The 24,012-nt window shown below is 62.1% G+C and carries 23 protein-coding genes; 18 read left to right on the plus strand and 5 right to left on the minus strand.

What is annotated here, in order from left to right; translation table 11 throughout:
* Nucleotides 1-79 precede the first annotated feature (79 nt).
* From GC119_RS00675 to GC119_RS00695, 5 genes are read right to left on the minus strand one after another with little or no spacing between them, the layout of a single operon-like run.
* Nucleotides 80-1,138, minus strand: a complete 1,059-nt coding sequence (locus tag GC119_RS00675; protein WP_070573856.1) for an ArsO family NAD(P)H-dependent flavin-containing monooxygenase — start codon at nucleotides 1,136-1,138, stop codon at nucleotides 80-82.
* An 11-nt stretch (nucleotides 1,139-1,149) separates the two neighbouring features.
* A complete protein-coding gene (locus tag GC119_RS00680) occupies nucleotides 1,150-1,560 on the minus strand; it encodes an arsenate reductase ArsC (protein ID WP_151952233.1) in 411 nt (136 codons plus the stop codon).
* Nucleotides 1,561-1,580: 20 nt separating this feature from the next.
* The gene (locus GC119_RS00685) at nucleotides 1,581-2,582 is read right to left on the minus strand and encodes a metalloregulator ArsR/SmtB family transcription factor (RefSeq protein ID WP_151952234.1); all 1,002 of its coding nucleotides are present in this window, start codon (nucleotides 2,580-2,582) and stop codon (nucleotides 1,581-1,583) included.
* Entirely contained in the window at nucleotides 2,579-3,673 is a 1,095-nt protein-coding gene (arsB, locus tag GC119_RS00690) for an ACR3 family arsenite efflux transporter (protein WP_070573851.1), read from the minus strand. The genes GC119_RS00685 and arsB overlap by 4 nt, the downstream gene beginning before the upstream one ends.
* Nucleotides 3,670-3,783: a hypothetical protein gene (locus GC119_RS00695; RefSeq protein ID WP_370919382.1), complete on the minus strand. Its 114-nt coding sequence runs from the start codon at nucleotides 3,781-3,783 to the stop codon at nucleotides 3,670-3,672. Before GC119_RS00695 ends, arsB begins: the two co-directional genes overlap by 4 nt.
* 662 nt (nucleotides 3,784-4,445) lie before the next feature.
* Between GC119_RS00695 and argS the strand changes: the two genes are divergently transcribed.
* The 18 genes from argS (at nucleotide 4,446) to atpD (ending at nucleotide 24,010) form a co-directional block, all read left to right on the plus strand.
* The gene (gene argS / locus GC119_RS00700; protein WP_070573849.1) at nucleotides 4,446-6,083 is read left to right on the plus strand and encodes an arginine--tRNA ligase; all 1,638 of its coding nucleotides are present in this window, start codon (nucleotides 4,446-4,448) and stop codon (nucleotides 6,081-6,083) included.
* Nucleotides 6,083-7,522, plus strand: coding sequence for a diaminopimelate decarboxylase (gene lysA / locus GC119_RS00705; RefSeq protein WP_151952235.1), 1,440 nt, complete (start codon nucleotides 6,083-6,085; stop codon nucleotides 7,520-7,522). The genes argS and lysA overlap by 1 nt, the downstream gene beginning before the upstream one ends.
* Complete coding sequence (locus tag GC119_RS00710) at nucleotides 7,519-8,814, plus strand: homoserine dehydrogenase (protein ID WP_070573845.1); 1,296 nt, start codon at nucleotides 7,519-7,521, stop codon at nucleotides 8,812-8,814. The genes lysA and GC119_RS00710 overlap by 4 nt, the downstream gene beginning before the upstream one ends.
* 8 nt (nucleotides 8,815-8,822) lie before the next feature.
* Entirely contained in the window at nucleotides 8,823-9,893 is a 1,071-nt protein-coding gene (gene thrC / locus GC119_RS00715; protein ID WP_070573844.1) for a threonine synthase, read from the plus strand.
* A 2-nt stretch (nucleotides 9,894-9,895) separates the two neighbouring features.
* A complete protein-coding gene (gene thrB / locus GC119_RS00720) occupies nucleotides 9,896-10,825 on the plus strand; it encodes a homoserine kinase (protein WP_070573842.1) in 930 nt (309 codons plus the stop codon).
* A 304-nt stretch (nucleotides 10,826-11,129) separates the two neighbouring features.
* Nucleotides 11,130-12,938, plus strand: coding sequence for a transcription termination factor Rho (rho, locus tag GC119_RS00725; protein ID WP_370919383.1), 1,809 nt, complete (start codon nucleotides 11,130-11,132; stop codon nucleotides 12,936-12,938).
* On the plus strand, nucleotides 12,938-14,017 hold the full coding sequence (gene prfA / locus GC119_RS00730; protein WP_070573840.1) for a peptide chain release factor 1: 1,080 nt from the start codon (nucleotides 12,938-12,940) through the stop codon (nucleotides 14,015-14,017). Before rho ends, prfA begins: the two co-directional genes overlap by 1 nt.
* Nucleotides 14,018-14,929, plus strand: a complete 912-nt coding sequence (gene prmC, locus GC119_RS00735) for a peptide chain release factor N(5)-glutamine methyltransferase (RefSeq protein ID WP_151952236.1) — start codon at nucleotides 14,018-14,020, stop codon at nucleotides 14,927-14,929.
* The gene (locus tag GC119_RS00740; RefSeq protein WP_070573838.1) at nucleotides 14,913-15,674 is read left to right on the plus strand and encodes an L-threonylcarbamoyladenylate synthase; all 762 of its coding nucleotides are present in this window, start codon (nucleotides 14,913-14,915) and stop codon (nucleotides 15,672-15,674) included. The genes prmC and GC119_RS00740 overlap by 17 nt, the downstream gene beginning before the upstream one ends.
* Nucleotides 15,674-16,786 carry an MraY family glycosyltransferase gene (locus GC119_RS00745; RefSeq protein WP_070573836.1) on the plus strand — a complete coding sequence of 371 codons (1,113 nt, stop codon included), beginning with the start codon at nucleotides 15,674-15,676 and terminating at the stop codon, nucleotides 16,784-16,786. The genes GC119_RS00740 and GC119_RS00745 overlap by 1 nt, the downstream gene beginning before the upstream one ends.
* Entirely contained in the window at nucleotides 16,783-17,223 is a 441-nt protein-coding gene (locus GC119_RS00750) for a hypothetical protein (RefSeq protein ID WP_070573834.1), read from the plus strand. Before GC119_RS00745 ends, GC119_RS00750 begins: the two co-directional genes overlap by 4 nt.
* Nucleotides 17,224-17,416: 193 nt before the next feature.
* Nucleotides 17,417-18,205: a F0F1 ATP synthase subunit A gene (gene atpB / locus GC119_RS00755; RefSeq protein WP_070573832.1), complete on the plus strand. Its 789-nt coding sequence runs from the start codon at nucleotides 17,417-17,419 to the stop codon at nucleotides 18,203-18,205.
* 85 nt (nucleotides 18,206-18,290) lie between these two features.
* Nucleotides 18,291-18,521: an ATP synthase F0 subunit C gene (gene atpE / locus GC119_RS00760; RefSeq protein ID WP_062021720.1), complete on the plus strand. Its 231-nt coding sequence runs from the start codon at nucleotides 18,291-18,293 to the stop codon at nucleotides 18,519-18,521.
* A gap of 20 nt (nucleotides 18,522-18,541) precedes the next feature.
* On the plus strand, nucleotides 18,542-19,096 hold the full coding sequence (locus GC119_RS00765; RefSeq protein ID WP_083304103.1) for a F0F1 ATP synthase subunit B: 555 nt from the start codon (nucleotides 18,542-18,544) through the stop codon (nucleotides 19,094-19,096).
* On the plus strand, nucleotides 19,096-19,896 hold the full coding sequence (locus GC119_RS00770) for a F0F1 ATP synthase subunit delta (protein ID WP_070573828.1): 801 nt from the start codon (nucleotides 19,096-19,098) through the stop codon (nucleotides 19,894-19,896). The genes GC119_RS00765 and GC119_RS00770 overlap by 1 nt, the downstream gene beginning before the upstream one ends.
* Before the next feature lie 42 nt (nucleotides 19,897-19,938).
* Nucleotides 19,939-21,570 (plus strand): F0F1 ATP synthase subunit alpha, encoded by a 1,632-nt coding sequence (atpA, locus tag GC119_RS00775; RefSeq protein WP_070573826.1) that lies wholly within the window; start codon nucleotides 19,939-19,941, stop codon nucleotides 21,568-21,570.
* Between the two features lie 25 nt (nucleotides 21,571-21,595).
* Nucleotides 21,596-22,516: a F0F1 ATP synthase subunit gamma gene (locus GC119_RS00780; protein WP_151952237.1), complete on the plus strand. Its 921-nt coding sequence runs from the start codon at nucleotides 21,596-21,598 to the stop codon at nucleotides 22,514-22,516.
* A 39-nt stretch (nucleotides 22,517-22,555) separates the two neighbouring features.
* Complete coding sequence (atpD, locus tag GC119_RS00785; protein WP_061942531.1) at nucleotides 22,556-24,010, plus strand: F0F1 ATP synthase subunit beta; 1,455 nt, start codon at nucleotides 22,556-22,558, stop codon at nucleotides 24,008-24,010.
* The last annotated feature ends 2 nt before the right edge of the window (nucleotides 24,011-24,012 follow it).

Raw genomic sequence — 24,012 nt, forward strand, 5'->3', positions numbered from 1 at the left:
TGATGTCAGGTTCCAGGGCTGTCCCGTCCACTGTAGCGCCAGCTGAAGCAGTACTCGATCCGCATTGGTGTCGCGGTAGCTACTGTGCTTGAGTGCTTGGCACGTATTCGCTCACGTCCGCGACCGCAGACTTCGCTGTGCGGGCGGCACCGATGATGGTCGCGGAGGAAAACCCCGTCCAATCGCCATACCCCAGCAGGTGCAGACCAGGAACATCGATGCTTCGAGTGCCCACGGTGACTGGATGCCCGTTCTCCCAGGTCAATTCGAGCCCCTTGAGATGCTTGAGGTGTGGTTTGAAGCCGGTGCACCAGATGATGGCATCACAGCTGTACTCACTGCCGTCGGCCCACGAAACCCCAGCCGAGGTCAATCGCTCGAACATCGGCGAAGCGCTCAGGTCGCCACGATCGCGTGCAGCCCGCACGGGAGGGACCATGACGATATCGCCGAGCCCCGACACGCCATCGTGGTCGCGCCCGGCCCGCTGGGCCGCCTCGCGGGCGGTGGCAACATCGAAGAGCACTCGTCCATCGACGTCATCAGGCATGAACCGTGGTCGGCGCTGCGTCACCCACAGTGTCTGCGCCACGGTCGAGACTTCCGAGACGATCTGGGCGGCGGAGTTCCCACCGCCGACGATGACAACCCGTTGGTCGGTGTAGTCCTCGGGCGAATAGTACTCAACGGTGTGCAGCTGTCGTCCCGTGAAATCCTCACAGCCCGGATAGTGAGGGACATAGGGGCGTTGCCATGTTCCGGTGGCGCTGATGACCGCCGTGGTCTCCAGGGTGCCGGTATCGGTATCGACGAACAGCTGCCCCCGATCCTGGTAGACATTGCTGACGTGAACCGGGCGTTGAACGGGCAGATCGTAACGGTGTTCGTACTGGGTCAGGTAGTCAACGACATGATCGGCGGTGGGAAATGACTCACCCTTCTGCGCAGGCATCGGCCAGCCTGGCAGTGGACTGTATTCGGCGGGTGAAAACAGACGCAACGACTGCCACCCGTGCTGCCAGGCTCCGCCGGGGCCGGCGTGGTCGTCGAGAATCACGAATTCGAGACCTGCTCTGCGAAGAAAATATCCAGCGGCGAGGCCGGCCTGCCCACCGCCGATGACTACGACATCAGTCATCCGGTGCCCCCTTAATCTTGACCGAGTAAGTCAGCCACGAGCGCCTCGATGCGGATCTTGATGTCGTCGCGGATCAGGCGAACCGCTTCGATGCCCTGGCCTGTTGGGTCATCGAGTTCCCAGTCTTCGTAGCGCTTTCCCGGGAAGAAAGGGCATGCGTCGCCACAGCCCATTGTGATGACCACGTCTGAGTCCTGCACAGCCTCGTCTGTGAGAACTTTCGGCTGCTCGGCGGTGATGTCGATGCTGTCTTCGCTCATCGCCTCGACCGCGATGGGGTTGATGTGTTCGGCCGGGACGGATCCTGCTGAGCGGACTTCGATGCGGTTGCCCGCATAATGGCGCAGGTAGCCGGCGGCCATTTGGGAACGTCCAGCGTTGTGGACGCACACGAATAAGACAGATGGTTTGTGGTCAGTCATAGGGGCGGTCTCTCTTTCGATCAGCTGGTGAGGGAATCGAGTAGGGCCTGGACGCGGGCCGCAAGATCGTCGCGGATGAGTGTCGCTGTTTCAGGAGAGGCCAGTGCTGGGTCGGCGACTGGCCAATCCTCGTAGCGCAGCCCGGGCACGATGGGACAGACGTCGCCGCAACCCATCGTGATCGCAACATCAGCCGCACGAATCGCGTCATCGGTCAACGGCTTTGGGAACAGTTCCCCGACGTTCTCCCCGTCCAGGTTGCTGATGAGTTCGGTGACGTTCGGGTTGATTCCGGCCGCGGGAGTCGAACCTGCGGAGCGGGCGATGACCTTACCTCCGGATAAGTGACGTGTCAGGGCCGCGGCGAGTTGGGATCGGCCTGCATTGGCGACACAGATGAAGAGGACCTGCGGAGGCGCGCTGGCTCGGTCCCGGGTGATGTCAGCCAAGCGCTGCTTCGCGAAGCGCTCGGTCAAGGGGACGAGGCAGCGAGTGGTTTTCGCCGATCGAGCCAGCGCTGTGTAGGAATCGCGCACGATGCCGGTGACGGTCTCTGGCGACACACCAGCCGACGTTTCCGACAGGTCTGCGGCCAAACGGCTGATGTGGGCATCGACGTCGAAGGCAGTGCCCACCATTGTTGCCTCGCGCGGCGGGTTTGGTGCGATGACGGCGGGGGCGAACCCTTCCAGTAGAGCGCTCACAGCGGCATGGCGACCAGCAGCAATCGAATACCAGACCCAGGTGCCGCGACGTTGAGAGTCGAGCAGCCCCGCTGTCTTCAGCACTTTCAAGTGATGAGAGACAGTTGGCTGGGAAACATCGGCAAGCTCTGCAAGGTCGCAGACACATGACTCTCCACGCGGATCGGTGCTGATCGCTGAGAGCATCCGCAGCCGCAGAGGGTCAGCGAGTGCCTTGAGTGTGCCGGCAAGCGTCGTCGCGACGTCGAGAGCGATGGCGTGGGACGGGTCGGGGGCGCACGGTTCATCGGCAGTCGCGATCACAGTGGTTTCAGTCATGACGATCTCGACTCCGTGGCGTAGGGGTCAGTGCGGAACCATGCCTTCGCGGCCCAGAGTGAGACATAGACGAGGCCGACCAGAACAGGAACCTCGATGAGGGGGCCGACGACTCCAGCCAGGGCCTGGCCGCTGGTAGCGCCGAAGGTGCCGATGGCGACGGCAATCGCGAGTTCGAAGTTGTTGCCCGCTGCCGTAAACGCCAGTGTTGTGGATCGAGCGTAGCCAAGACCGAGGCTCTTGCCGAGCAGGAGGCCGGCGAACCACATCAGCGAGAAGTAGACCAGCAATGGCAGTGCGATTCGAGCCACGTCCAACGGTTGACTGGTGATCTGCTCGCCCTGGAGCGCGAAGAGCAGCACGATCGTAAACAACAGACCGTAGAGCGCCCACGGCCCCACTCGGGGAATGAACTTCTCTTCGTACCACTGACGGCCGCGACGTTTCTCGCCGATCCACCGTGAGGCGAATCCGGCGATCAGGGGGACGCCGAGGAAGACGAGCACGTTGAGAGCGATCTGGCCCATTGACACATCCAGGCCCTGTGTATCAAGTCCCAACCACGTGGGCAGGACAGTGAGGTAGAACCAGCCGAGGACTGAGAACATGACCACCTGGAAGATCGAGTTGATCGCGACCAGCACAGCGGTTGCCTCTCGGTCACCGCAGGCGAGGTCGTTCCAGATCACGACCATGGCAATACAGCGGGCCAGGCCGACGATGATCAATCCTGTGCGGTATTCGGGGAGGTCTGGCAGGAACGTCCAGGCCAGAGCGAACATTACGGCGGGCCCGACCAACCAGTTGAGGATCAATGACGAGATCAGCAGCTTCTTATCGCCGGTGACATCGGCGACCTTGTCATAACGGACTTTAGCGAGGACGGGGTACATCATGACCAGCAAGCCAAGGGCGATGGGCACTGAGATGCCGCCGACTTCCAAATGGGAAAGAAGCTCAGAGACCCCTGGGGCCAGCCGGCCGAGGAGGAGGCCCGCGATCATGGCCAGGCCGATCCAGGCCGGTAACCCCTTATCCAGTGTCGACAGGCGTGCGGGTGTTGCCTGCTGTGTGGTGGTGTCTGCAGTCATGCCGGGAGTTCCTTGATTTTGTTCACGATGTCTGGGTGCGGGTGTGCTCTGATGGGGACGTCGCGTCGTTGGCCGTCCCGGTAAAAGCCGAGCGTAGGAATGGATGTCACTCCGGCCGCTGTAACGGCTCCGGGATTGGTATCGGCATCGATCTTGACGACTTTGCTTCACCCAGGCCAGTGTCGGCGGTCGTGACTTCCCCCAGGCAGATCGAGGTAAATGGAGTTATCAAAGATGATGCGTGCACCAAACCGTTCGGCCTGAGCACGCGTCGCCTCCATCATCTCCGTGCCCGGGACTCCATCGGTACAGACGGCAGGGTCAGACCCGACAACCATTGACTTTTGTATCGACATGCATAGATATTGATGCATGTCGATACAAAAGTCAATTGTCCGACCCGCCCCGGGTTTCCAAGACGCGCGGCGAACGCAAAGCCCCACCAGAAGCAGGCTCGCTCCGGGCTGCACCAAGAGTGAGGCGCGCTCGCGGGCCCGCGAGTTCCTCGCCGCCGCACCTAGCGACCCAGAGGGCAAAAGGTCGTGGCTTCGAATTCTGTCGCGGGCACAATCGTGGGAATCTCGGGACCTCGACTGCCGATGCCCCGAGATTCTTCTGTTCTGCGTGGCGCGTCGCCGAACGGGCCGTTCACAGAAAAGCCGCTTCACGCAGGGTGCTTCGATGCTGATGTGCGATCCGGCGGCACGCGGCTGAGTCTGTGCCGCGGCACCTGGTTGCCCGCTGGGGGCGCGGGCGTAATATCGTTGTCCCTGTGACTCCGGAAGATCTCAAAGCAGCAATTGCACAGGCCATCCAGGTTCTCGCCGATGGCGGCCTGAACCTTGCAGTCCCCGACAAGCTCACGGTCGAACGACCCAAAAACCGAGATCACGGCGACTGGGCGGCCAATGCGGCCCTTCAGCTTGCCAAACAAGCGGGAGTTCCACCTCGGGAACTGGCAGAAAGACTTGCCGAACAGCTGCGTGAAAACCCCGGTGTCGACACCGTGGACGTCGCCGGACCCGGCTTCCTCAACATCACCCTCAACAAAGCGGCAGCAGGTCAGCTTGCCCTCGACATTGTCGAGGCCGGTGGAACCTATGGGCAATCGACAGCTTTGGCGGGCGCACCGGTCAACATGGAGTTTGTGTCAGCCAACCCCACTGGCCCGCTGCACCTCGGACACACGCGCTGGGCCGCCGTCGGCGATGCTCTGATCCGCGTTCTGCGGGCTGCCGGAGCCGATGTCACTGCCGAGTACTACATCAACGACTTCGGCTCTCAGATGGACACTTTCGCCGGCAGCGTCCTGGCGCGTCTGCGCGGTCACGACGTTCCCGAGGGCGGTTATCCCGGCCAGTACGTGCAGGCAATCGCCGACGCTCTTCGGCAGCGCCACCCCGAATGGGCAGACAGCGCCGACGCTGACATCTACGACCAACTGCGCGCAGAAGCCTACGAACTGCAGATGGCGGACATCAAAGACACGCTCGCCGCATTCGGAGTGGACTTCGACGTATTCTTCTCAGAGAAGTCCCTCCACGATGCAGGCAAAGTCGCCGAGGCAGTAGAGCGCCTGCGCGAACAGGGCCACATCTTCGACGAAGACGGAGCCGTGTGGCTGCGCACCACGGACTTCGGCGACGACAAGAACCGCGTGCTCGTCCGCGCCGATGGCAGCCCCACCTACTTTGCTGCTGATGCCGCCTACTACCTGTCCAAGAAGGACCGCGGCTTCGTCAAGAAGATCTATCTGCTGGGCGCTGACCACCACGGCTACGTGGGACGACTCAAAGCGCTGGCTGCAACTGCCGGAGACGACCCCGATGAGAACATCGAGATTCTCATCGGCCAGCTGATCAGCGTCAACGGCGCGCGGCTGTCCAAGCGGGCGGGCAACATCATCGAACTGCGCGACCTGATCGAATGGCTCGGAGCTGATGCCCTGCGCTACTCGCTGGCGCGCATTCCCACCGATTCGCCGCTCACGCTCGATCCGGAGGTGCTGCGCTCAGCATCGAATGACAACCCCGTCTACTACGTGCAGTACGCCCACGCCAGAGCCTGCAGTGTTGAGCGCCGCGCGGTCGAGGCGGGAGTGGACCAGGCCCCCGTGGACCCGGCGACGCTGACAGATCCCACCGAGGCCGTCCTGCTTTCGGCACTGGCAGACTTCCCGAGAGTAGTCACCGACTCCGCCAAGCTGCGTGAACCCCACAGGGTTGCCCGCTATCTTGAATCTCTCGCTGGCAGCTTCCACAAGTGGTACGACGCGTGCCGTGTTGTGCCGCGGACAGACGAAGATCTGACTGCTGTTCACGGCACTCGCCTGGTTCTCGATCGGGCAACGAAGACTGTACTGGCCAACGGGCTGCGCATGCTCGGAGTTTCTGCACCGGAGAAGATGTAATGCCGGCTCACCCCTCGGGCGTTCTGCACGCCGGACCGTCGCCCGTCTGGCTTCCCGTGCCCACCGACGTCAACGAACTCATGGCCTCCCTGTGGTCGCGCAACACCTCCAAAAACGCTGACGGCGTACTCGAAGTCGCCGGCGTTGTGGCGACAGCGCTTGCCGAGCGCTTCGGAAGCCCGCTGTATGTGCTCGACGTCGACGACTTCCGCCACCGTGCCCGCAGCTTCGTCGGAGCATTCAGCGACGCGTTCGAAGCTCACGGCATGCAGGCGCGCGCTTACTACGCAGGAAAGGCCTTTCTGTGCACCGCAGTTGCCCGTTGGGCTCACGAGGAGGGCATGGGAGTCGATACGTGCTCACTCGGTGAAATGCGCACAGCCCAGGCCGCCGGTGTTCCCGCTGAAGCGGTGGGCCTGCACGGGAACAACAAGTCCGATGACGAAATAGCAATGACCCTCGACTGGGGAATCGGCCGGATCGTCATCGACTCACTCGACGAAATTGAGCGCGTCTCCCAGGCCGCTGCGGTTCGCGGCATTACCGCGCCCGTCATGCTGCGTTTGACAGTCGGCGTTGAAGCGCACACGCACAGCTTCATCGCCACAGCCCACGAAGACCAGAAGTTCGGCCTGTCCATCAGCGGGGGAGCGGCTGACCGCGCCGCCCGTGCTGTCATCACGGACCCCAATCTTGAACTGGTGGGCCTGCACAGCCACATCGGCTCTCAGATCTTCGAAGAAGACGGCTTTGCCCTCGCCGCCCGCAGGATCATTGAATTCTCCGCCCGCCTGCGCGCAGACACCGGATTCGCAATACCGGAGATCGACCTGGGCGGAGGCTTCGGCATCCGCTACACATCGCAGGACAAACCCGTCGCGTTTGAGCAGATGGCGGCTCTCCTGGCTGCCGCGGTTGCCGAAGAGTGCGACGACGCCGACTTTCCCCGTCCCGCGGTGTCCTTTGAGCCGGGGCGAGCGATTGTCGGGCAGGCGGTGTTCTCCCTCTACACCGCTGGAACCATAAAGGAAGTCGAAACCGATTCGGGAATCCGCACCTATGTGTCAATTGACGGCGGAATGAGCGACAACATACGGACCGCTCTGTACGATGCCGACTATTCGTGCACACTGGCCTCGAGGTCGTCTGACGCCAAAGCGACTGTCGTCCGCGTAGTCGGCAAACACTGCGAAAGCGGCGATATAGTCGTCCGCGATGAATATCTGCCGGCGGACATCAGCCGCGGTGATCTCATTGCGGTCCCCGGCACGGGCGCCTACTGCAGGCCGCTGTCGTCGAATTACAACCACGTGCCGCGCCCCGGCGTCGTCGCCGTTGAAAACGGACAGGCCGAGTGGGTGGTGCTTCCTGAAACCTACGAACAGATGTTTGCATCGGATCCCGGTTTCGCCCGGGCCAATGAGAACGGAGAAAAATGAGCGCACAGCCTCTCAAGGTAGCCCTGCTCGGAGCGGGAACCGTCGGCAGTGAAGTTGCCGATGCGATCCTCAACCGCGCCGACAGCTTCACCGAGCGCATCGGAAGCCAACTCGAGCTCATGTCCGTCGGTGTGCGCGACATTTCGAAGGCCCGCCCCGGTATTCCGACTGATCTCATCACCGATGACCTCGAAGCGGCAATCGAAGGCGCCGACATCGTCGTAGAACTCATGGGCGGACTCGAACCGGCTCGCGAACTGCTGGTCAAAGCCCTCAATTCCGGTGCATCGGTTGTGACCGCCAACAAGGCGCTGCTGGCCAAGCACTCCGGGGAACTCTTCGCCGCCGCCGACAAAGCCAAAGTTCGCCTTGAGTACGAAGCCGCTGTGGCCGGGGCGATCCCCATCATCCGCCCCGTCGGAGACTCCCTGGCCGGTGACCGCATCACCCGTGTGCTCGGTATCGTCAACGGCACCACCAATTTCATCCTGGATGCGATGGAAGCCAAGGGCTGGGACTACGAGCACGCTTTGAAGACCGCTCAGGAGCTCGGCTATGCCGAAGCTGATCCAACAGCTGATGTCGGCGGGCACGACGCTGCCGCCAAAGCTGCGATTCTCGCCTCGCTGGCCTTCCACACCTCAGTGAGCATCGACGATGTTCACGTGGAGGGCATTGAGAACATCACCGCCGACATGATTTCAACCGCAGCCAGCCAGGGCTTCACCATCAAGCTGTTGGCCATCTGCGAAGAGATTCCGGCAGCGGGGGTCTCAGCTCGCGTCTACCCGGCCCTCATTCCGGCGGACCACGCTCTTGCCAGCGTTGGAGGAGCGTTCAACGCCGTGTTCGTCGAAGCCGAATCCGCCGGCGAACTCATGTTCTACGGCCAGGGAGCCGGGGGAGCCCCGACATCGTCCGCAGTGCTTGGCGACCTCGTCTCCGTGGCCCGCCGCAAGGTGCTCGGCGGAGCAGGACAGTACCGCAAGCTCGAAAGCGGATCGCTGCCGATCATTCCGATTGACGACATCAACACGCGCTACCACATCACGCTGGCTGTCCAGGACCGCCCGGGTGTGCTTCACGCAGTAACCGGGGTGTTCCTTGACCAGGGGGTCTCCATCAAGCTCGTCGAGCAGACGAGCCTCGATGATGCGGCTGACCCGCGGGCCAAGCTCGTCATTGCGACCCACGGCGGAACCGAATCCGCGCTGGCATCGACGGTCGAGCGGCTGCGCGCGCTTGACGTGGTCGACGAGGTCGTCTCGATTCTGCGCATTGAAGGACAGTGAGAAAGACCATGGCACACCAGTGGCGCGGGGTCGTGACCGAATACCGCGAACACCTTGCAATCGACCCGCAGGCAGACCCGGTTTCGCTCGGTGAGGGCGGGACGCCGCTCATCTTCGCCGAAAAGCTTTCCGAGCGCACCGGAGCCGAGGTCTACGTCAAATACGAGGGGATGAACCCCACCGGTTCGTTCAAAGACCGCGGTATGACCGCGGCCATCACCGCAGCCAAAGCAGCCGGTGCCAAAGCTGTCATCTGCGCATCGACCGGGAACACTTCGGCGTCTGCTGCCGCCTATGCGACCAAGGCGGGCATGACCTGCGCGGTTCTTGTGCCCAAGGGCAAGATCGCCCCCGGAAAAATGAGCCAGGCGGTAGCCCACGGCGCTCAGCTGCTGGAAGTCGACGGAAACTTCGACGACTGCCTGATGCTTTGCCGAAAGCTGTCGGAATCGTATCCGGTTCACCTGGTCAACTCGGTCAACCCCGATCGCATCGAAGGTCAGAAGACAGCCGCTTTTGAAATTGTCGACGCGCTCGGCAAAGCCCCGGACATCCACGCGCTGCCGGTGGGCAACGCGGGCAACATCACGGCCTACTGGAAGGGCTACACCGAGTACGAACAGAAGGGTCTGGCGGACTCAGCCCCGCGCATGTGGGGCTTCCAGGCCGCCGGTGCGGCTCCGCTTGTCACCGGCCATCCGATTGACGAACCGGAGACTATCGCGACGGCCATCAGGATCGGCAACCCCGCGTCGTGGGACAAGGCGATTGCCGCTCGTGAAGAATCGGGCGGACTCATCGACTCGGTTGAAGACGAGCAGATCATCCGGGCTCACCGCCTGCTGTCTTCCACAGAGGGCATTTTCATCGAACCCGGTTCGGCAGCGTCTATTGCCGGTCTGCTGAAGATGCACGAGGCCGGTCGAGTGCCGCAGGGGGCTGTCATAGTGTGCACAGTCACCGGTCATGGACTGAAAGACGCCGACTGGGCGCTGAAGGCCGCAGAAGGTCAGTTCGAAGCGGGGAGCGTGCCCGTTGACGCTGTCAGCGCTGCGCGCGCACTGGGTCTGGAGGACTGAGAGTGCCCTGCAGCATCGAGGTCTCGGTTCCTGCGACTTCGGCCAATCTGGGGCCCGGCTACGACACCTTCGGCCTTGCCCTCGACATTGCCGACGAGGTGGTGGCCGAACTGCACTCCTCTCCCGTCGACCTCAGCAGCTGTGTCGAGGTTACGGGCCAGGGTGCCGGCCAAGTGCCCGCCTCCTCGGATCATCTGATCCACAGGGTCGTGCGCGAAGTGCTCGACCACCACGGCAGCGCCGAACTGGCAGACCGGCTGACTTTGCGATGCGCCAATACGATTCCGCATTCGCGGGGGATGGGCTCATCGGCTGCCGCTGTGGTCGCGGGGATCTCGATTGCCGATGCCCTTCTCGCGTGCGTCGGCCGAGGCGAGCTGTGCGAAGCCGAGCGACTCGCCTGGGCTGTTCACTTTGAGGGGCACGCGGACAATGCTGCACCGGCGCTGTTCGGAGGCGTTTCCATCAGCATGGCCGATGCACAGGGCAGTCCGCGCTCGGTTTCAGTTCCCGCCCACCCTGCTGTGAGGGCGGTGCTCGTGGTTCCCGACACGACGCTGGACACCGATTACGCGCGATCATTCATCCCCGAACAGGTTCCGCACGCTGATGCCGTGGCGAACTCGGCGGCCGCGGCGCTGTTCATCCACGCAATCGGGCGTGATCCCTCGCTGCTCTTTGCGGCGACAGAAGACCACCTGCACCAGGAATATCGCAGGCCGGCCATGCCCGAAACTCTGGCCCGGGTCGATGCGCTGCGCGAACACGGCCTTGCCGCTGTTGTGTCCGGAGCTGGTCCGACGGCGCTGGTGCTGGGCACCGGCGAAGATCTGCGCGACGAGGTCGTCTCAGTCATCGGTGAAGACGATGCCGACGTCATTGCCGCCTCGATTGCCGATTTTGGGGCAACCATCACTCGAACAGGCGCATAAAGCCAATCAGTACGCTGTTCTGTCGGCGTGCTGATTAGCCTTGCACCGTTTTTTCACGTTATGCTTAGGCTGTTCTTCCGCAGCGATTGCTGTGATGCTCGGATCGACAGATTCTGTCTCCGATGAAGAACAATCACCTCAGCACCCACGTTGGTGCTTTCACAGCCACTTTCATGTGCAGACCACTGCTGAATGCCTCTGTGTGCTTCAGCCGAACGAGGGAGAAGGAACCTTCGTGTCAGAAAACACTGACTTCAACCACTCCGGAAGCCTGTCCGCCCTTCGCCTGCCGCAGCTGCAGGAAATGGCCGCAGGATTGGGCATCAAAGGCTACCGCCGCCTTCGCAAGAGTGATCTGATTGACGCAATTCTTAAGGCTCAGGGCGGGGCCGCCCCTTCTGGTTCTGATGCCGGCGCAGACAAGAAGGAGCGCTCGGACGCTCCCGCGGAGAAGACCGAGACCGCTGACGAAAAGACGGACGGCGAAAGCGCTGGCCAGAAGGACGACGACAGCGCCAGCCAGAGTGCCGAGGCGAAGCCCGAAAGCGGCGCAGACGCTGAGGACAACGGTGAAGGCGGCGGTCGTTCACGCCGTCGCGGCCGCGGTGGAAAGCGCGGAGATAACAACTCCGAGGACGCTGCTAAGTCCGGTAATGGCAAACGCGGCGAGAAGAACCGCGACAACAATGAGCGCGATGATAGCGCCCACGACGACAAAAACGGTCGTGCCGACAAGAACGACCGCGACGACAAACACGGCCAGAAGAAAAACAAGAACGGCCGAGGCCGCAAAAACAACGGCGATGACGGCGCTGACAATCGCAACAGCGGTGACAATCGCGACAACCGCGGCAACCGCCACGACGATTCGGGTCGGGATGACAACAACGACCGCGGTCGCCGCGGGCGCGGCCGCGACCGCAAGCGCCGTCGCGGTGACGATGACCTGCGTCCGGACGACGTCCTCATCCCCGTCAGCGGCATCCTCGACGTGCACGACAACTACGCTTTCCTGCGCACGTCCAGTTACCTGCCGGGTCAGAACGACGTCTACGTGTCGAACAACATGGTCAAGCGCAACGGGCTTCGCAAAGGCGACGCCGTTGTCGGCGCCATTCGCCAGCAGCGCGAAGGCGAACGCAACAACCGCCGCGAAAAGTTCGACGCCCTCGTCCGCCTGGACTCCGTCAACGGCCTGTCAGTCGAAGATGCCAAGCGCCGTGTGAACTTCTCGAAGCTCACCCCGCTCTACCCGCAGGAGCGCCTGCGGATGGAGACGACTTCGTCCAACGTCACACAGCGGATCATCGATCTTGTCGCCCCCATCGGCAAGGGCCAGCGCGGTCTGATCGTCGCCCCGCCCAAGGCAGGCAAGACCACGATCATGCAGCAGATCGCCAACGCGGTGAAAGCAAACGACCCCGATGTTCACCTCATGGTCGTCCTGGTTGACGAACGCCCCGAAGAGGTCACGGACATGACGCGCGCCGTCGACGGCGAAGTCATTGCCTCGACATTCGACCGTCCGGCCGATGACCACACGGCAATTGCGGAACTCGCCATCGAGCGCGCTAAGCGGCTGGTCGAAATGGGCCAAGACGTCGTGGTCCTGTTGGACAACATCACCCGCCTGGGCAGGGCCTACAATCTGGCCCAGCCGGCCTCCGGCCGCATCCTCTCCGGTGGTGTCGACGCGAACGCCCTCTACCCGCCCAAGCGCTTCTTCGGCGCTGCGCGAAACATCGAAGGCGGCGGTTCGCTCACCATCTTGGCAACTGCTCTCGTTGAGACCGGTTCGAAGATGGACGAAGTCATCTTCGAAGAGTTCAAGGGCACCGGCAACATGGAGCTTCGCCTGTCGCGCAGCCTTGCAGACAAGCGCATCTTCCCGGCCGTTGACGTCAACGGCTCCGGCACGCGCCGCGAAGAGAACCTCATGGGCGCAGAAGAGCGCAAGATCATGTGGCGTCTGCGCCGTGTGCTCGCAGGCCTTGAACAGCAGCAGGCACTTGAGCTTCTGCTGTCGAAGCTCAAGGAAACGCAGAACAACGCCGAGTTCCTCATGCAGGTGCAGAAGACCACTCCGTTGCCGAAAGCCGCCTCTGACGACTGATGGCGCTTGACTCTTCGCAGCTGGAAGCCAGCGTTCGCTCTCTCATTGACGAGCACGACCGGATCGAGGCGGAACTGGCCGACCCGGACGTGCTCGCCGATGCCGGGCGGACGCGGAAGCTGACCAGGCGGTACTCCGAGCTCGGTCAGGTCAAGACCTGTGTCGATGCAATCGACACTGCGCGCAGCGACCGTGAAGCTGCCGCTGAGCTTGCCGAAGAGGACAGTTCTTTTGCTGACGAGGCGCATCGTCTGGACGGCGTGATCGCCGACCTCGAAGAGCGGCTGCGGGAACTGCTGGTTCCCAAAGACCCCGACGATGTTCGCGACGCCCTGCTGGAGGTCAAAGCCGGCGAGGGCGGGGACGAATCGGCCCTGTTCGCCGCGGACCTCGTCAACATGTATCGCCACTGGGCATCCAACCGCGGGTGGAGCGTGGAGGTTCTCGATTCCACTGAAACCGCTTTGGGCGGTTGGAAAGACATCACTCTGGCTGTCAAGTCGCGCGAAGGCGGAGTGTACGGCTGGATGAAGTTCGAAGGCGGTGTTCACCGCGTACAGCGGGTTCCCGTCACGGAATCGCAGGGCCGCATCCACACATCCGCGGCGGGCGTGATGGTCTTCCCGGAAGTCGATGAGCCCGATGAAATCCGCATTGACGACAATGATCTGCGGATCGACGTCTACCGTTCTTCTGGCCCCGGCGGCCAGTCTGTCAACACAACGGACTCCGCTGTGCGCATCACCCACCTGCCCACGGGGATCGTCGCCAGCTGTCAGAACGAAAAATCGCAGCTGCAGAACCGTGAGGCCGCCATGCGGATTCTGCGTGCACGCCTGCTTGCAAAGCAGGCCGAAGAAGCTGCGGCAGAAGCCCAGAGCGCGCGCCGCCTGCAGGTGCGCTCGGTCGACCGTTCAGAGCGCATCCGCACCTACAACTTCCCGGAAAACCGGATTGTCGATCACCGGACCGGGTATAAGGCCTACAACCTCGACCAGGTGCTTGACGGCAGACTGGATGAGGTCGTCGAATCGCTGCGTGCTGCTGAGCGGGCTGAACGGCTCGAAGGGATCGGCTGATTGTCTGCTGAGCCGATCCGCGCTCGGCAGGCGCTGTCCGCCGCTTGCGCACGGCTGCGCCAAGCGGAAATCGAAACCGCCGATGCGGAGGCGCGCCTCCTGCTGGCGTGGGCTTGGGAGTTCGACGTTAAGAGCCTCTCTCTGACGCTCCTTTCGGATCCCGCTGTGCCCGACGACGTTGCACAGCGCCTTGAAGAGGGCCTTGCCCGGCGGGCCGAGCGGGTTCCGGTTCAGCACATCACCGGCAGGGCGGCTTTCCGGCATCTCGATCTTGCGGTGGGCCCTGGAGTCTTCATTCCCCGCCCCGAAACTGAGCTTCTTGCCCAGTGGGGCATTGACTTTCTGCGCAGCCGTCCCCGCGGCAGTCGGCGGGTTCTTGATCTGTGCACCGGCACCTCGGTCCTGGCACTGTCCGTGGCCAGTGAGGTCGGCGCCACTTCGGCAACGGGTGTCGAGCTGAGTCCCTCAGCCACTCGGTGGGCAAAGGCAAACATCGAAAACCACGTGCCGTTGCTCAGCCGCTGCGGTTCGCAGTGCGCAGTCATCCAGGCAGACGCGTTGCAGTTCATTCCCGAAAGTCCAGTGGACCTGGTCGTGTCCAACCCGCCGTACGTTGACCGTGCCCGCCAGCCCAATCTTCCCGAAGTCGATGCTGACCCCGAAATCGCCCTGTACGGCGGGGGAGAGGACGGTATGGACTTTCCCCGTGCACTCATCGCCCATGCAGCGGAAATCGTGGTCGGCGGCGGGGCGTTGGCAGTCGAACACGCAGAGTACCAAGTCCAGCAGATGCGGGCCGCCTTTGCAGACGCAGGCTTTGAACAGGTCGAGGTCCACCGCGACTACACTGGCAGGGAACGTTTCACAACCGGCTTCAAACCACACGAGGAGACCCATGTCGCGGCACTATGACCTTCGCAGCTCAGAGGTCCACGACCTCGTGATAGCCGAAGCCGCACGGGTCATCGAAGACGGCAAGCTCATCGTTCTGCCCACTGACACCGTCTACGGTGTAGCAGCCGACGCATTCTCTCCCGAAGCGGTTGAACGGCTGCTCGATGCCAAGGGCCGCGATCGAACCATGCCGCCGCCTGTGCTCATAGCCCGCCCGGAAACTCTCATGGGCATTGCCGAGGGTGTCGATGCGGTGACAATGGCGCTCACGGCAGAGTTCTGGCCCGGTGCGCTGACCATCATCTGTCGAGCCCAGCCCATGCTCGACTGGGACCTCGGCGACACTCACGGGACCGTCGCTGTGCGCATGCCCGATCACGAGCCCGCTCTCGACGTGCTGCGCCGCACGGGTCCTCTGGCTGTTTCCTCCGCCAACGAACACGGACAGCCGGCAGCGCAGACCGTTGAAGACGCTGAGGCGATGCTGGGGCAGAACATCGAACTGTACCTCGATTCAGGTCCTGCCGAGGGGCAGGGGGCGTCGACCATCATCGACATGACGGCGCAGCCGCCGCGGGTTGTGCGCTCCGGTCCTATTCCGTACTCCGCCCTGGCCGAACACGTGCCGAACCTTCTCGACGTCGGTCAGGAGCCGGCTGGCTCTGAGGCCAATGCGCCGACTGCCGCAGAAGCACAGTCTTTCGAAGATGAGCCAGCCGCGGTGGAAAAGCCGACTTCCGGAAAGGCCGATAGGGACGGCTGATGCGCGTCTACCTGTTCATTGTCGTCATATCGGCCATCGTGTCCTATCTCGTGACGCCCATGGTCCGTCGCGTCGCCGAACGCGGGCTCATCTTCTCGCCGCTGCGCGATCGCGACGTCCATTCGGTTCCCACCCCCAGGCTCGGCGGAGTGGCCATCTACACGGGTGTTCTCGTGGGACTGCTGTTTGCTTCCCAAACGCCGTTTCTGCGGCACCTGTTCGACAACCCCGCCCCGATCATCGGCGTAGCCGGGGCAGGCGGATTGCTGGTGCTCATCGGGGTCATCGACGACATCTGGGACATCAACTGGGCGGCGAAGCTTGCCGGGCAGGCGCTGGCTGCCGGCTTCATGGCACTCAACGGCGTGGCTATGCTGTCGATCCCGTGGGTTGACATCATCGTGGGGTCGCCCCGCATGTCGGTCATCCTCACGGTGTTCGTCGTTCTGGTGACAATCAACGCCGTCAACTTCGTCGACGGGCTCGACGGCCTGGCCAGCGGCGTCGTCACAATCGGCGGCGTGGCGTTCTTCATCTACAGCTATCAGCTCGCGGTGGACACCAGCCCCGCCAGCTACGCGAATCTGGCCTCGCTGATCGTCGCCCTGCTGGTGGGAGGCTGCATAGGCTTCCTGCCCCACAATTTCAATCCCTCACGCATCTTCATGGGCGATTCGGGATCAATGCTCATCGGCCTTCTGCTCGCGGCTTCGACGATTCGAGTCACCGGTCAGGTCGACCCCGCGCTGCTGTCAAACGAACGCGTGTTCGCCGCCTACATGCCGATCATTCTGCCCCTGGCCGTCATGGCCCTGCCGCTGATCGACCTTTTCTTGGCCGTCGTTCGGCGCATGGCTGCGGGCAAATCGCCGTTCAGCGCGGATGCCAAGCACCTTCATCACCGCATGCTGCGCCTGGGTCATTCACACGCACGCGCAGTGCTCATCATGTACTTGTGGACGGCGAACTTCGCCTTCGGTGCGATCGGCTTCCTGCTGTTTCCAACAGACATCGTCATCATCGTCATGGGCATCAGCCTCCTCATAACACTCGCGGTCACCTTCTACCCTGTGATCGCCCGCCGTCGGTATCGAAGGGAAATAACCAGATGAGCCAGCAGTCCACCAGCGCGGCAATCATCAGCCAGCTCATGCGGCGCATTCTCCTGCTCAGTGCGATCGCCGGTATCGCCATCGGGCTGATCGGCGCGGTGATCGGGGGACTGGTCGTGGGCGTGAGCGGTGTCTACAGTGCGCTCATCGGTGCGGCTGTCGCGTTTGTGTTCTTCGGCATAACCGCGATCATCATGCTCTTCACCGCAGACTCGGGGCCGGCTGTGACAGCCGGTGCCGCAATGGGCGGTTTTCTCGTCAAGATCGCACTCATGTTCGCGGTGGTTGCGGTTCTGTCGGGACGGGACTTCTACCATCCGATGGTCCTGTTCATCACGCTCGTCGCGGGAGCCGTCGCGTCGTTGGCAATCGAAACCTGGGCTGTTCAGAACGCGCGGATTCCCACTGTTGATCCGACTGCTGGGAAACGGGACTGAGTTTTGAAAGAGTAGTCGTGCTTGGTAGGATTCAGTGAAACCGCGATGATTCCACTGGGAATCGTGTGTGTTCTTCCGGGGCCGTCAATCGTAGCCCTGCAAACACATCGACCATCCGCATATGGCCACCGCACGCGTGTGCCCTGAGCTTTGGGAGTTCGCCCTGTTTAACGCGTCAGCTCTGACTTCACCGATGTCCCTCGTCGCAGAGGGAGGAGGCTTCCACGCACCAGGGCTCGAAGAGTTCTTCCCAAGCGCTGTGCTCTTCGCTGGGACCCCTTTCGAACTCAATCGAATCATGATCATTCGGATTGCAGTTGCCCTCCTCATGGTGCTTGCATTCTGGCTGATGCTGCGCGGCGGACGCCTGGTTCCCACCCGTGCACAGTCGATCGCGGAAATGGCGCTTGATTTCTGCCGCAAGGGCATCGCCCACGACATCCTCGGCAAGAAGGATGGCGACCGCTTCTTCCCGCTGATCGCCGTCATCTTCCTGACTGTGTTCTGCATGAACATCACGGGCATCATCCCGTTCCTGAACATTTCGCCCAACTCCAACATCGGCATGCCCCTGGTGTTGGCCCTCGTTTCCTACTTCGTCATGATCGGTGCGGGAATCAAGGCCCAGGGCGGTGGCGCATATCTCAAGAGCCAGCTGTTCCCGGCTGGTGTCCCGCCGCTCATGTACATCATCGTGACGCCGATTGAGTTCGTCTCGACCTTCATCGCCCGCCCGGTTTCGCTCACACTGCGTCTGACTTTCAACATGATCGTCGGTCACCTGCTGCTGGTGCTGTGCTTCGCTGCCACCCAATTCTTCTTTTTCGAAGTCGGGGGCGGTCTCTTTGCGCTCGGCGGACTGACGCTGATCGGCGGCTTCGCGTTCACTCTCTTCGAAATCCTGGTCGCCGTGCTGCAGGCGTACGTCTTCGCACTGCTGACCGCTGTGTACATCCAGCTGAGCATCTCTCAGGACCACTGAGGCACAATCCCACAAACTCCTGTAACACACGGGACCACGGTCGGCTTAAGCGAGTCGGCCAAGATACTGGAAGGAAAAACATCCCATGGATACCACCATTCTCGCTGAAGTCTCGGGCAACATCTCAACGGTCGGCTACGGTCTGTCCGCTATCGGCCCCGGTATCGGTATCGGCATCCTCGTCGGCAAGACCGTCGAGGGCATGGCTCGCCAGCCTGAGGTCTCCGGCCAGCTGCGAACCACCATGTTCCTGGGTATTGCATTCGTCGAGCTCCTGGCCTTCCTCGGCATTGCAGCCCACTTCATCTTCGTCTGATCTGGAATAAGGACTGACTCTTGACCCCGACTACTTTTATCGCCGCTGGGGCTTCTGACCAGAACCCCATGATTCCGGCTGTCTACGACATTGTGTGGTCGATGGTCTGCTTCGTCATCATCCTGCTCGCTTTCTGGAAGTTCATCCTTCCGAAGTTCAAGGAAGTCCTTGACGAGCGATCCAGGCTTATCCAGGGTGGCATCGAAAAGGCCGAAAAGGCACAGGCTGAGGCCGATGCAGCGCTGGAAGAGTACCGGATGCAGCTCGCCGAGGGCCGCGCAGAGGCAGCCCGTCTGCGTGCCGAGGCTCAGGAAGACGGAGCTCAGATCATCGCTGATATGAAGCAGCAGGCCAACGAGGAAGCCGAGCGCATCATCTCGACTGCCAAAGCGCAGATCGCAGCTGAGCGCCAGGCAGCAATGATTTCGCTGCGCAGCGAAGTCGGCACGCTGGCCACAGACCTCGCATCCCGCATCGTCGGCGAATCGCTGCAGGACGACGCCCGCTCCAACGGTGTTGTCGACCGCTTCATCGCTGACCTCGAAGCACAGGCTCCGGCCGGCAAGGACGCGTGATGCTGGCATCGAGCAGAAATTCACTGCTGCAGACCGTTGACGAGGCATCGTCTGCAGTCACGCCCGGAACCGGCTTCGCCGCCGATCTTCTGGCAGCTGTCGGCGTGTTCGCTTCGGATGTTCAGCTGCGACGCGTTCTGACGGACTCGGCAGTCGACATCGAAGCCAAGCGGAACCTGCTGAACTCACTGTTCGCAGGCAAGCTCTCGGCTCCCGCTGTCGATCTGCTCGTCAACGCCGCTGGCCGTCGGTGGGCGCGCGTTCAGGACTACGTGACCGCTGTCGAAACCGCGGGCGTGGCGTCTCTGGCTGCACACGTTCAGTCGCAGGAGCGCCTGGGGGAGGTTGAAGAAGAGCTGTTCCGCTTTACGCGCCTGGTTCTCTCCGACCACGACCTCGAACGCGCTCTCGAATCTGACGCAGAGCCGGCAGCCAAGGAACAGCTGCTGAAGCAGATCGTCGGCAATCGCGTTTCGGCAGAAACGCTCATGTTGCTCGTCCACGGTGCAGTCAACCCGCGCCGCCGCCGAGTCGCCGAAGCCTACGAGAACTTCTCGGAGGTCTTGGCGTTCCGCCAGCAGCGCGCAGTTGCTGACGTCACGGTCGCACGGGAGCTGAGCGAACAGCAGAAATCCCGTCTCGAGGCCGCTCTGTCGGCCAGCTTCGGCCGCAAGCTCGTCCTCAACATCCGCATCGACCCCGGCGTTGTCGGCGGCGTGCGCGTGCAGGTGGGAGACGAAGTGATGACCTCGACGATTGCCGACCGACTCGCAGAAGTCGAGCGCAGGCTCGCAAGCTAAACGCGGCCGCGCCGCAGAAACCAAGGAAGCAGGGAAACCGCGATGGCGGATCTGACAATTCGCCCGGAGGAGATCCGGGACGCGCTGGGGAAGTTTGTAGAGAACTACAAGCCGACCTCGGCTGACAAAACGGAAGTGGGCACCGTTGTGACCGCTGGCGACGGCATCGCCAACGTGTCCGGGCTGCCCGGAGTTATGGCCAACGAACTGCTGCGCTTCGAAGACGGAACGCTCGGCCTGGCCCAGAACCTCGATGAACGCGAGATTGGCGTGGTCATCCTCGGTGAATTCGCCAACATCGCCGAAGAGCAGAAGGTGTACCGCACGGGCGAGGTCCTCTCGGTTCCCGTCGGCGACAAGTTCCTCGGCCGTGTTGTTGACCCGCTCGGCAACCCCATCGACGGGCTCGGCGACATCGAAGCCGAAGGACGCCGCGAACTCGAACTCCAGGCCGCCGGCGTTATGGACCGCAAGGAAGTCAAGGAGCCCATGGAAACCGGCCTTAAGGCCATCGACGCCATGGTTCCAGTCGGCCGCGGTCAGCGTCAGCTCATCATCGGCGACCGCAAGACCGGCAAGACCGCACTCGCGATCGACACGATCATCAACCAGAAGGCCAACTGGGAATCCGGTGACCCGAACAAACAGGTTCGCTGCATCTACGTGGCATGCGGTCAGAAGGGCTCGACTATCGCTTCGGTCCGCCGTTCTCTGGAAGAAAACGGCGCTCTCGAATACACCACGATCGTGGCTTCGCCAGCCTCCGACCCGGCAGGCTTCAAGTACCTGGCACCCTACGCCGGTTCGGCTATCGGCCAGCACTGGATGTACCAGGGCAAGCACGTGCTCATCGTCTTCGACGACCTGTCGAAGCAGGCTGAGGCATACCGTGCGATCTCGCTGCTGCTGCGCCGCCCGCCGGGCCGTGAAGCCTACCCGGGCGATGTCTTCTACCTGCACTCGCGCCTCCTTGAACGCTGCGCCAAGCTCTCCGACGAACTCGGCGGCGGTTCGATGACCGGTCTGCCGATCATCGAAACCAAAGCCAACGACGTCGGTGCGTTCATTCCGACGAACGTCATTTCGATTACCGACGGTCAGATCTTCCTGCAGTCGGACCTCTTCAACGCCAACCAGCGTCCGGCCGTCGACGTCGGTGTTTCTGTTTCGCGCGTCGGCGGTTCGGCTCAGCGCAAGCCGCTGCGCGGTGTTTCGGGAACCCTGAAGATCTCCCTGGCGCAGTACCGTTCGCTCGAAGCGTTCGCGATGTTCGCCTCAGACCTCGACGCGGCCACCAAACGTCAGCTCGACCGAGGTGCGCGTCTGATGGAACTTCTGAAGCAGGGCCAGTACGACCCGATGCCGTCGGAAAAGCAGACCGTTTCCATCTGGGCAGGCTCCGAAGGCCACCTCGACGACATTGCGGTTGAAGACGTCCTGCGCTTTGAGCGGGAGTTCCACGACTACCTCGAGCGCAAGACCGAGATTCTGTCCACGATCGCCAACCTGAACGACAAGCTCGGCAAGGATCTCCTCGGAGAGCTTGAAACCGCGATCACCGAATTCAAGCGCGAGTTCCAGTCCTCGGACGGAAGCTCGGCGGTCGGCACTGAAGACTTCGACGCAACTGACGAAGAAGAAGTCGTTCAGGAGCAGATCGTCAAGCAGCGCTGATCCGGTATAGGGAAAGGAAGTACTGATGGGAGCTTCACAGAGGGTCTTCAAAGCGAAGATCAACTCGACATCGTCCTTGAGGAAGATCTTCAAGGCGATGGAGCTCATCGCGGCTTCCCGTATTCAGAAGGCCATCCGCAGGGTCAAGGACGCAACACCCTACGCCAACGCGATCACGCGAGCCGTTTCCGCCGTCGCAACGCAGTCGAATGTCGACCACGTGCTGACAACGGAACCGGAGAACGTGCGCCGCGCGGCTGTTGTCGTCATCGGCCCCGACCGCGGCTTCGCCGGTGCGTACTCATCGAACGTCATCCGGCGAGCAGAAGAGCTCGTTCAGCTTCTTGACGAAAGAGATGTCGAACAGCAGCTCTACGTGGTCGGACGCAAGCCCGAAACGTATTACACGTTCCGCGAGCGTCAGCTGGCCGGCGCCTGGACGGGATTCTCTGAGAACCCTTCGGTTGAAGACGCACAGAAGATCGGCAATGCCCTTCTGGAAGCATTCGACCGCGACTTCGGCAACGACGGTGTCGACGAAATCTACTTCGTCTACACACGGTTCGTGAACTCCGTTACCCAGGAGCCCGAACACCGTCGTCTGCTTCCGCTCGAGGTCGTCGAAGCCGATGACGAAAATCCGGCGCCGACGACCGCCGACGGTCCTCTGCCGCTGTACGAATTCGAACCTGACGCAGACACCGTGCTGGACGCGCTGCTGCCGAAGTACATCGAGTCGCGCATCCTCGCTGCACTGCTGAATGCGGCAGCATCCGAGCAGGCAGCGCGCCAGCAGGCAATGAAGACCGCAACCGACAACGCAGACGACCTCATCCGGACGTACACGCGGCTTGCCAACTCGGCACGTCAGGCTGAGATCACCCAGGAGATCTCTGAGATCGTCGGCGGTGCAGACGCACTCGCCGGCGCGGGATCTGCTGACTGAAGCGTCTAACGCCCTAAGAGAGCAGAAAAGAAAGAGAACATGACTGCAACCGTTACTGAAACACCCCAGGTCAAGGGTGGGGTCGGGCGGATCTCTCGAGTTATCGGCCCCGTTGTCGATATTGAGTTCCCGCTCGATTCGGTTCCCGCAATCTACAACGCACTCAAGACCGAGGTCGAACTGTCTGAGGGCACCCGCGAACTGACGTTCGAAGTCGAGCTGCAGCTCGGCAACGGCATCGTTCGCGCCGTGTCAATGCAGCCGACCGATGGCCTTGTGCGCGGCCAGGAAGTCCGCGACACCGGCGGTCCGATTTCGGTGCCCGTCGGTGACGTCACCAAGGGCAAGGTCTTCAACGTCACCGGTGACGTGCTCAACGACTCGATGATCGACGAACCTTACGAGATCACCGAACGCTGGCCCATCCACCGCACGGCCCCCAACTTCGACCAGCTCGAATCGAAGACCCAGATGTTCGAAACCGGCATCAAGGTCATCGACCTCCTCACCCCCTACGTGCAGGGTGGAAAGATTGGTCTGTTCGGCGGTGCAGGCGTCGGCAAGACCGTGCTCATTCAGGAAATGATCACCCGTGTCGCCCAAGACCACGGCGGTGTGTCCGTGTTCGCCGGCGTCGGTGAGCGCACCCGTGAAGGCAATGACCTCATCCACGAAATGGATGAATCGGGAGTTCTGCCCAACACCGCCCTGGTGTTCGGCCAGATGGACGAACCGCCGGGCACGCGTCTGCGCATCGCCCTGACCGGTCTGACAATGGCTGAGTACTTCCGCGACGTCCAGAAGCAAGACGTGCTTCTGTTCATCGACAACATCTTCCGCTTTACGCAGGCGGGTTCGGAAGTTTCGACTCTGCTGGGCCGTATGCCTTCCGCAGTGGGCTACCAGCCGACCCTGGCCGATGAGATGGGTGTGCTCCAGGAGCGCATTACTTCGACCCGCGGTCACTCGATTACGTCGATGCAGGCCATCTACGTGCCCGCAGATGACTACACCGACCCAGCTCCGGCTACGACGTTCGCCCACCTGGACGCCACCACGGAGCTCTCGCGTGACATCGCTTCGCGCGGTCTGTACCCGGCTGTTGACCCGCTGACCTCGTCGTCGCGAATCCTCGACCCGCTCTACGTTGGTCAGGATCACTACGACACCGCTGTGCGCGTCAAGCAGATTCTGCAGAAGAACAAGGAACTGCAGGACATCATCGCCATCCTCGGTGTTGACGAACTGTCCGAAGAAGACAAGCTCACGGTTCACCGCGCTCGTCGCATCGAACAGTTCCTGTCGCAGAACACCTACACCGCTCTGCAGTTCACCGGTGTTGAAGGCTCGACGGTTCCGATCAAGGACACGATCGAAGGCTTCAAGGGAATCTGCGACGGCGACTTCGACCACATCCCCGAACAGGCCTTCTTCAACGTCGGCCCAATCGACGATGTGCTGCGCAACTACGAGCAGCTCCAGAAGGAGAACTGATC

This window comes from Brevibacterium sp. Marseille-P9724 (genome assembly GCF_902500275.1).
Taxonomy (GTDB): Bacteria; Actinomycetota; Actinomycetes; order Actinomycetales; family Brevibacteriaceae; genus Brevibacterium.

Bases quoted from the DNA above. Each gene is read 5' to 3' on its own strand.
- thrC (WP_070573844.1), top strand. From the start codon at position 8,823: ATGGCACACCAGTGGCGCGGGGTCGTGACCGAATACCGCGAACACCTT.
- atpD (WP_061942531.1), top strand. From the start codon at position 22,556: ATGACTGCAACCGTTACTGAAACACCCCAGGTCAAGGGTGGGGTCGGG.
- lysA (WP_151952235.1), top strand. From the start codon at position 6,083: ATGCCGGCTCACCCCTCGGGCGTTCTGCACGCCGGACCGTCGCCCGTC.
- GC119_RS00685 (WP_151952234.1), bottom strand. From the start codon at position 2,582: ATGACTGAAACCACTGTGATCGCGACTGCCGATGAACCGTGCGCCCCC.
- atpE (WP_062021720.1), top strand. From the start codon at position 18,291: ATGGATACCACCATTCTCGCTGAAGTCTCGGGCAACATCTCAACGGTC.
- GC119_RS00745 (WP_070573836.1), top strand. From the start codon at position 15,674: ATGCGCGTCTACCTGTTCATTGTCGTCATATCGGCCATCGTGTCCTAT.
- GC119_RS00680 (WP_151952233.1), bottom strand. From the start codon at position 1,560: ATGACTGACCACAAACCATCTGTCTTATTCGTGTGCGTCCACAACGCT.
- atpB (WP_070573832.1), top strand. From the start codon at position 17,417: ATGTCCCTCGTCGCAGAGGGAGGAGGCTTCCACGCACCAGGGCTCGAA.
- atpA (WP_070573826.1), top strand. From the start codon at position 19,939: ATGGCGGATCTGACAATTCGCCCGGAGGAGATCCGGGACGCGCTGGGG.
- prfA (WP_070573840.1), top strand. From the start codon at position 12,938: ATGGCGCTTGACTCTTCGCAGCTGGAAGCCAGCGTTCGCTCTCTCATT.
- GC119_RS00750 (WP_070573834.1), top strand. From the start codon at position 16,783: ATGAGCCAGCAGTCCACCAGCGCGGCAATCATCAGCCAGCTCATGCGG.
- GC119_RS00770 (WP_070573828.1), top strand. From the start codon at position 19,096: ATGCTGGCATCGAGCAGAAATTCACTGCTGCAGACCGTTGACGAGGCA.
- GC119_RS00710 (WP_070573845.1), top strand. From the start codon at position 7,519: ATGAGCGCACAGCCTCTCAAGGTAGCCCTGCTCGGAGCGGGAACCGTC.
- GC119_RS00780 (WP_151952237.1), top strand. From the start codon at position 21,596: ATGGGAGCTTCACAGAGGGTCTTCAAAGCGAAGATCAACTCGACATCG.
- arsB (WP_070573851.1), bottom strand. From the start codon at position 3,673: ATGACTGCAGACACCACCACACAGCAGGCAACACCCGCACGCCTGTCG.
- rho (WP_370919383.1), top strand. From the start codon at position 11,130: ATGGCCGCAGGATTGGGCATCAAAGGCTACCGCCGCCTTCGCAAGAGT.
- GC119_RS00740 (WP_070573838.1), top strand. From the start codon at position 14,913: ATGTCGCGGCACTATGACCTTCGCAGCTCAGAGGTCCACGACCTCGTG.
- GC119_RS00675 (WP_070573856.1), bottom strand. From the start codon at position 1,138: ATGACTGATGTCGTAGTCATCGGCGGTGGGCAGGCCGGCCTCGCCGCT.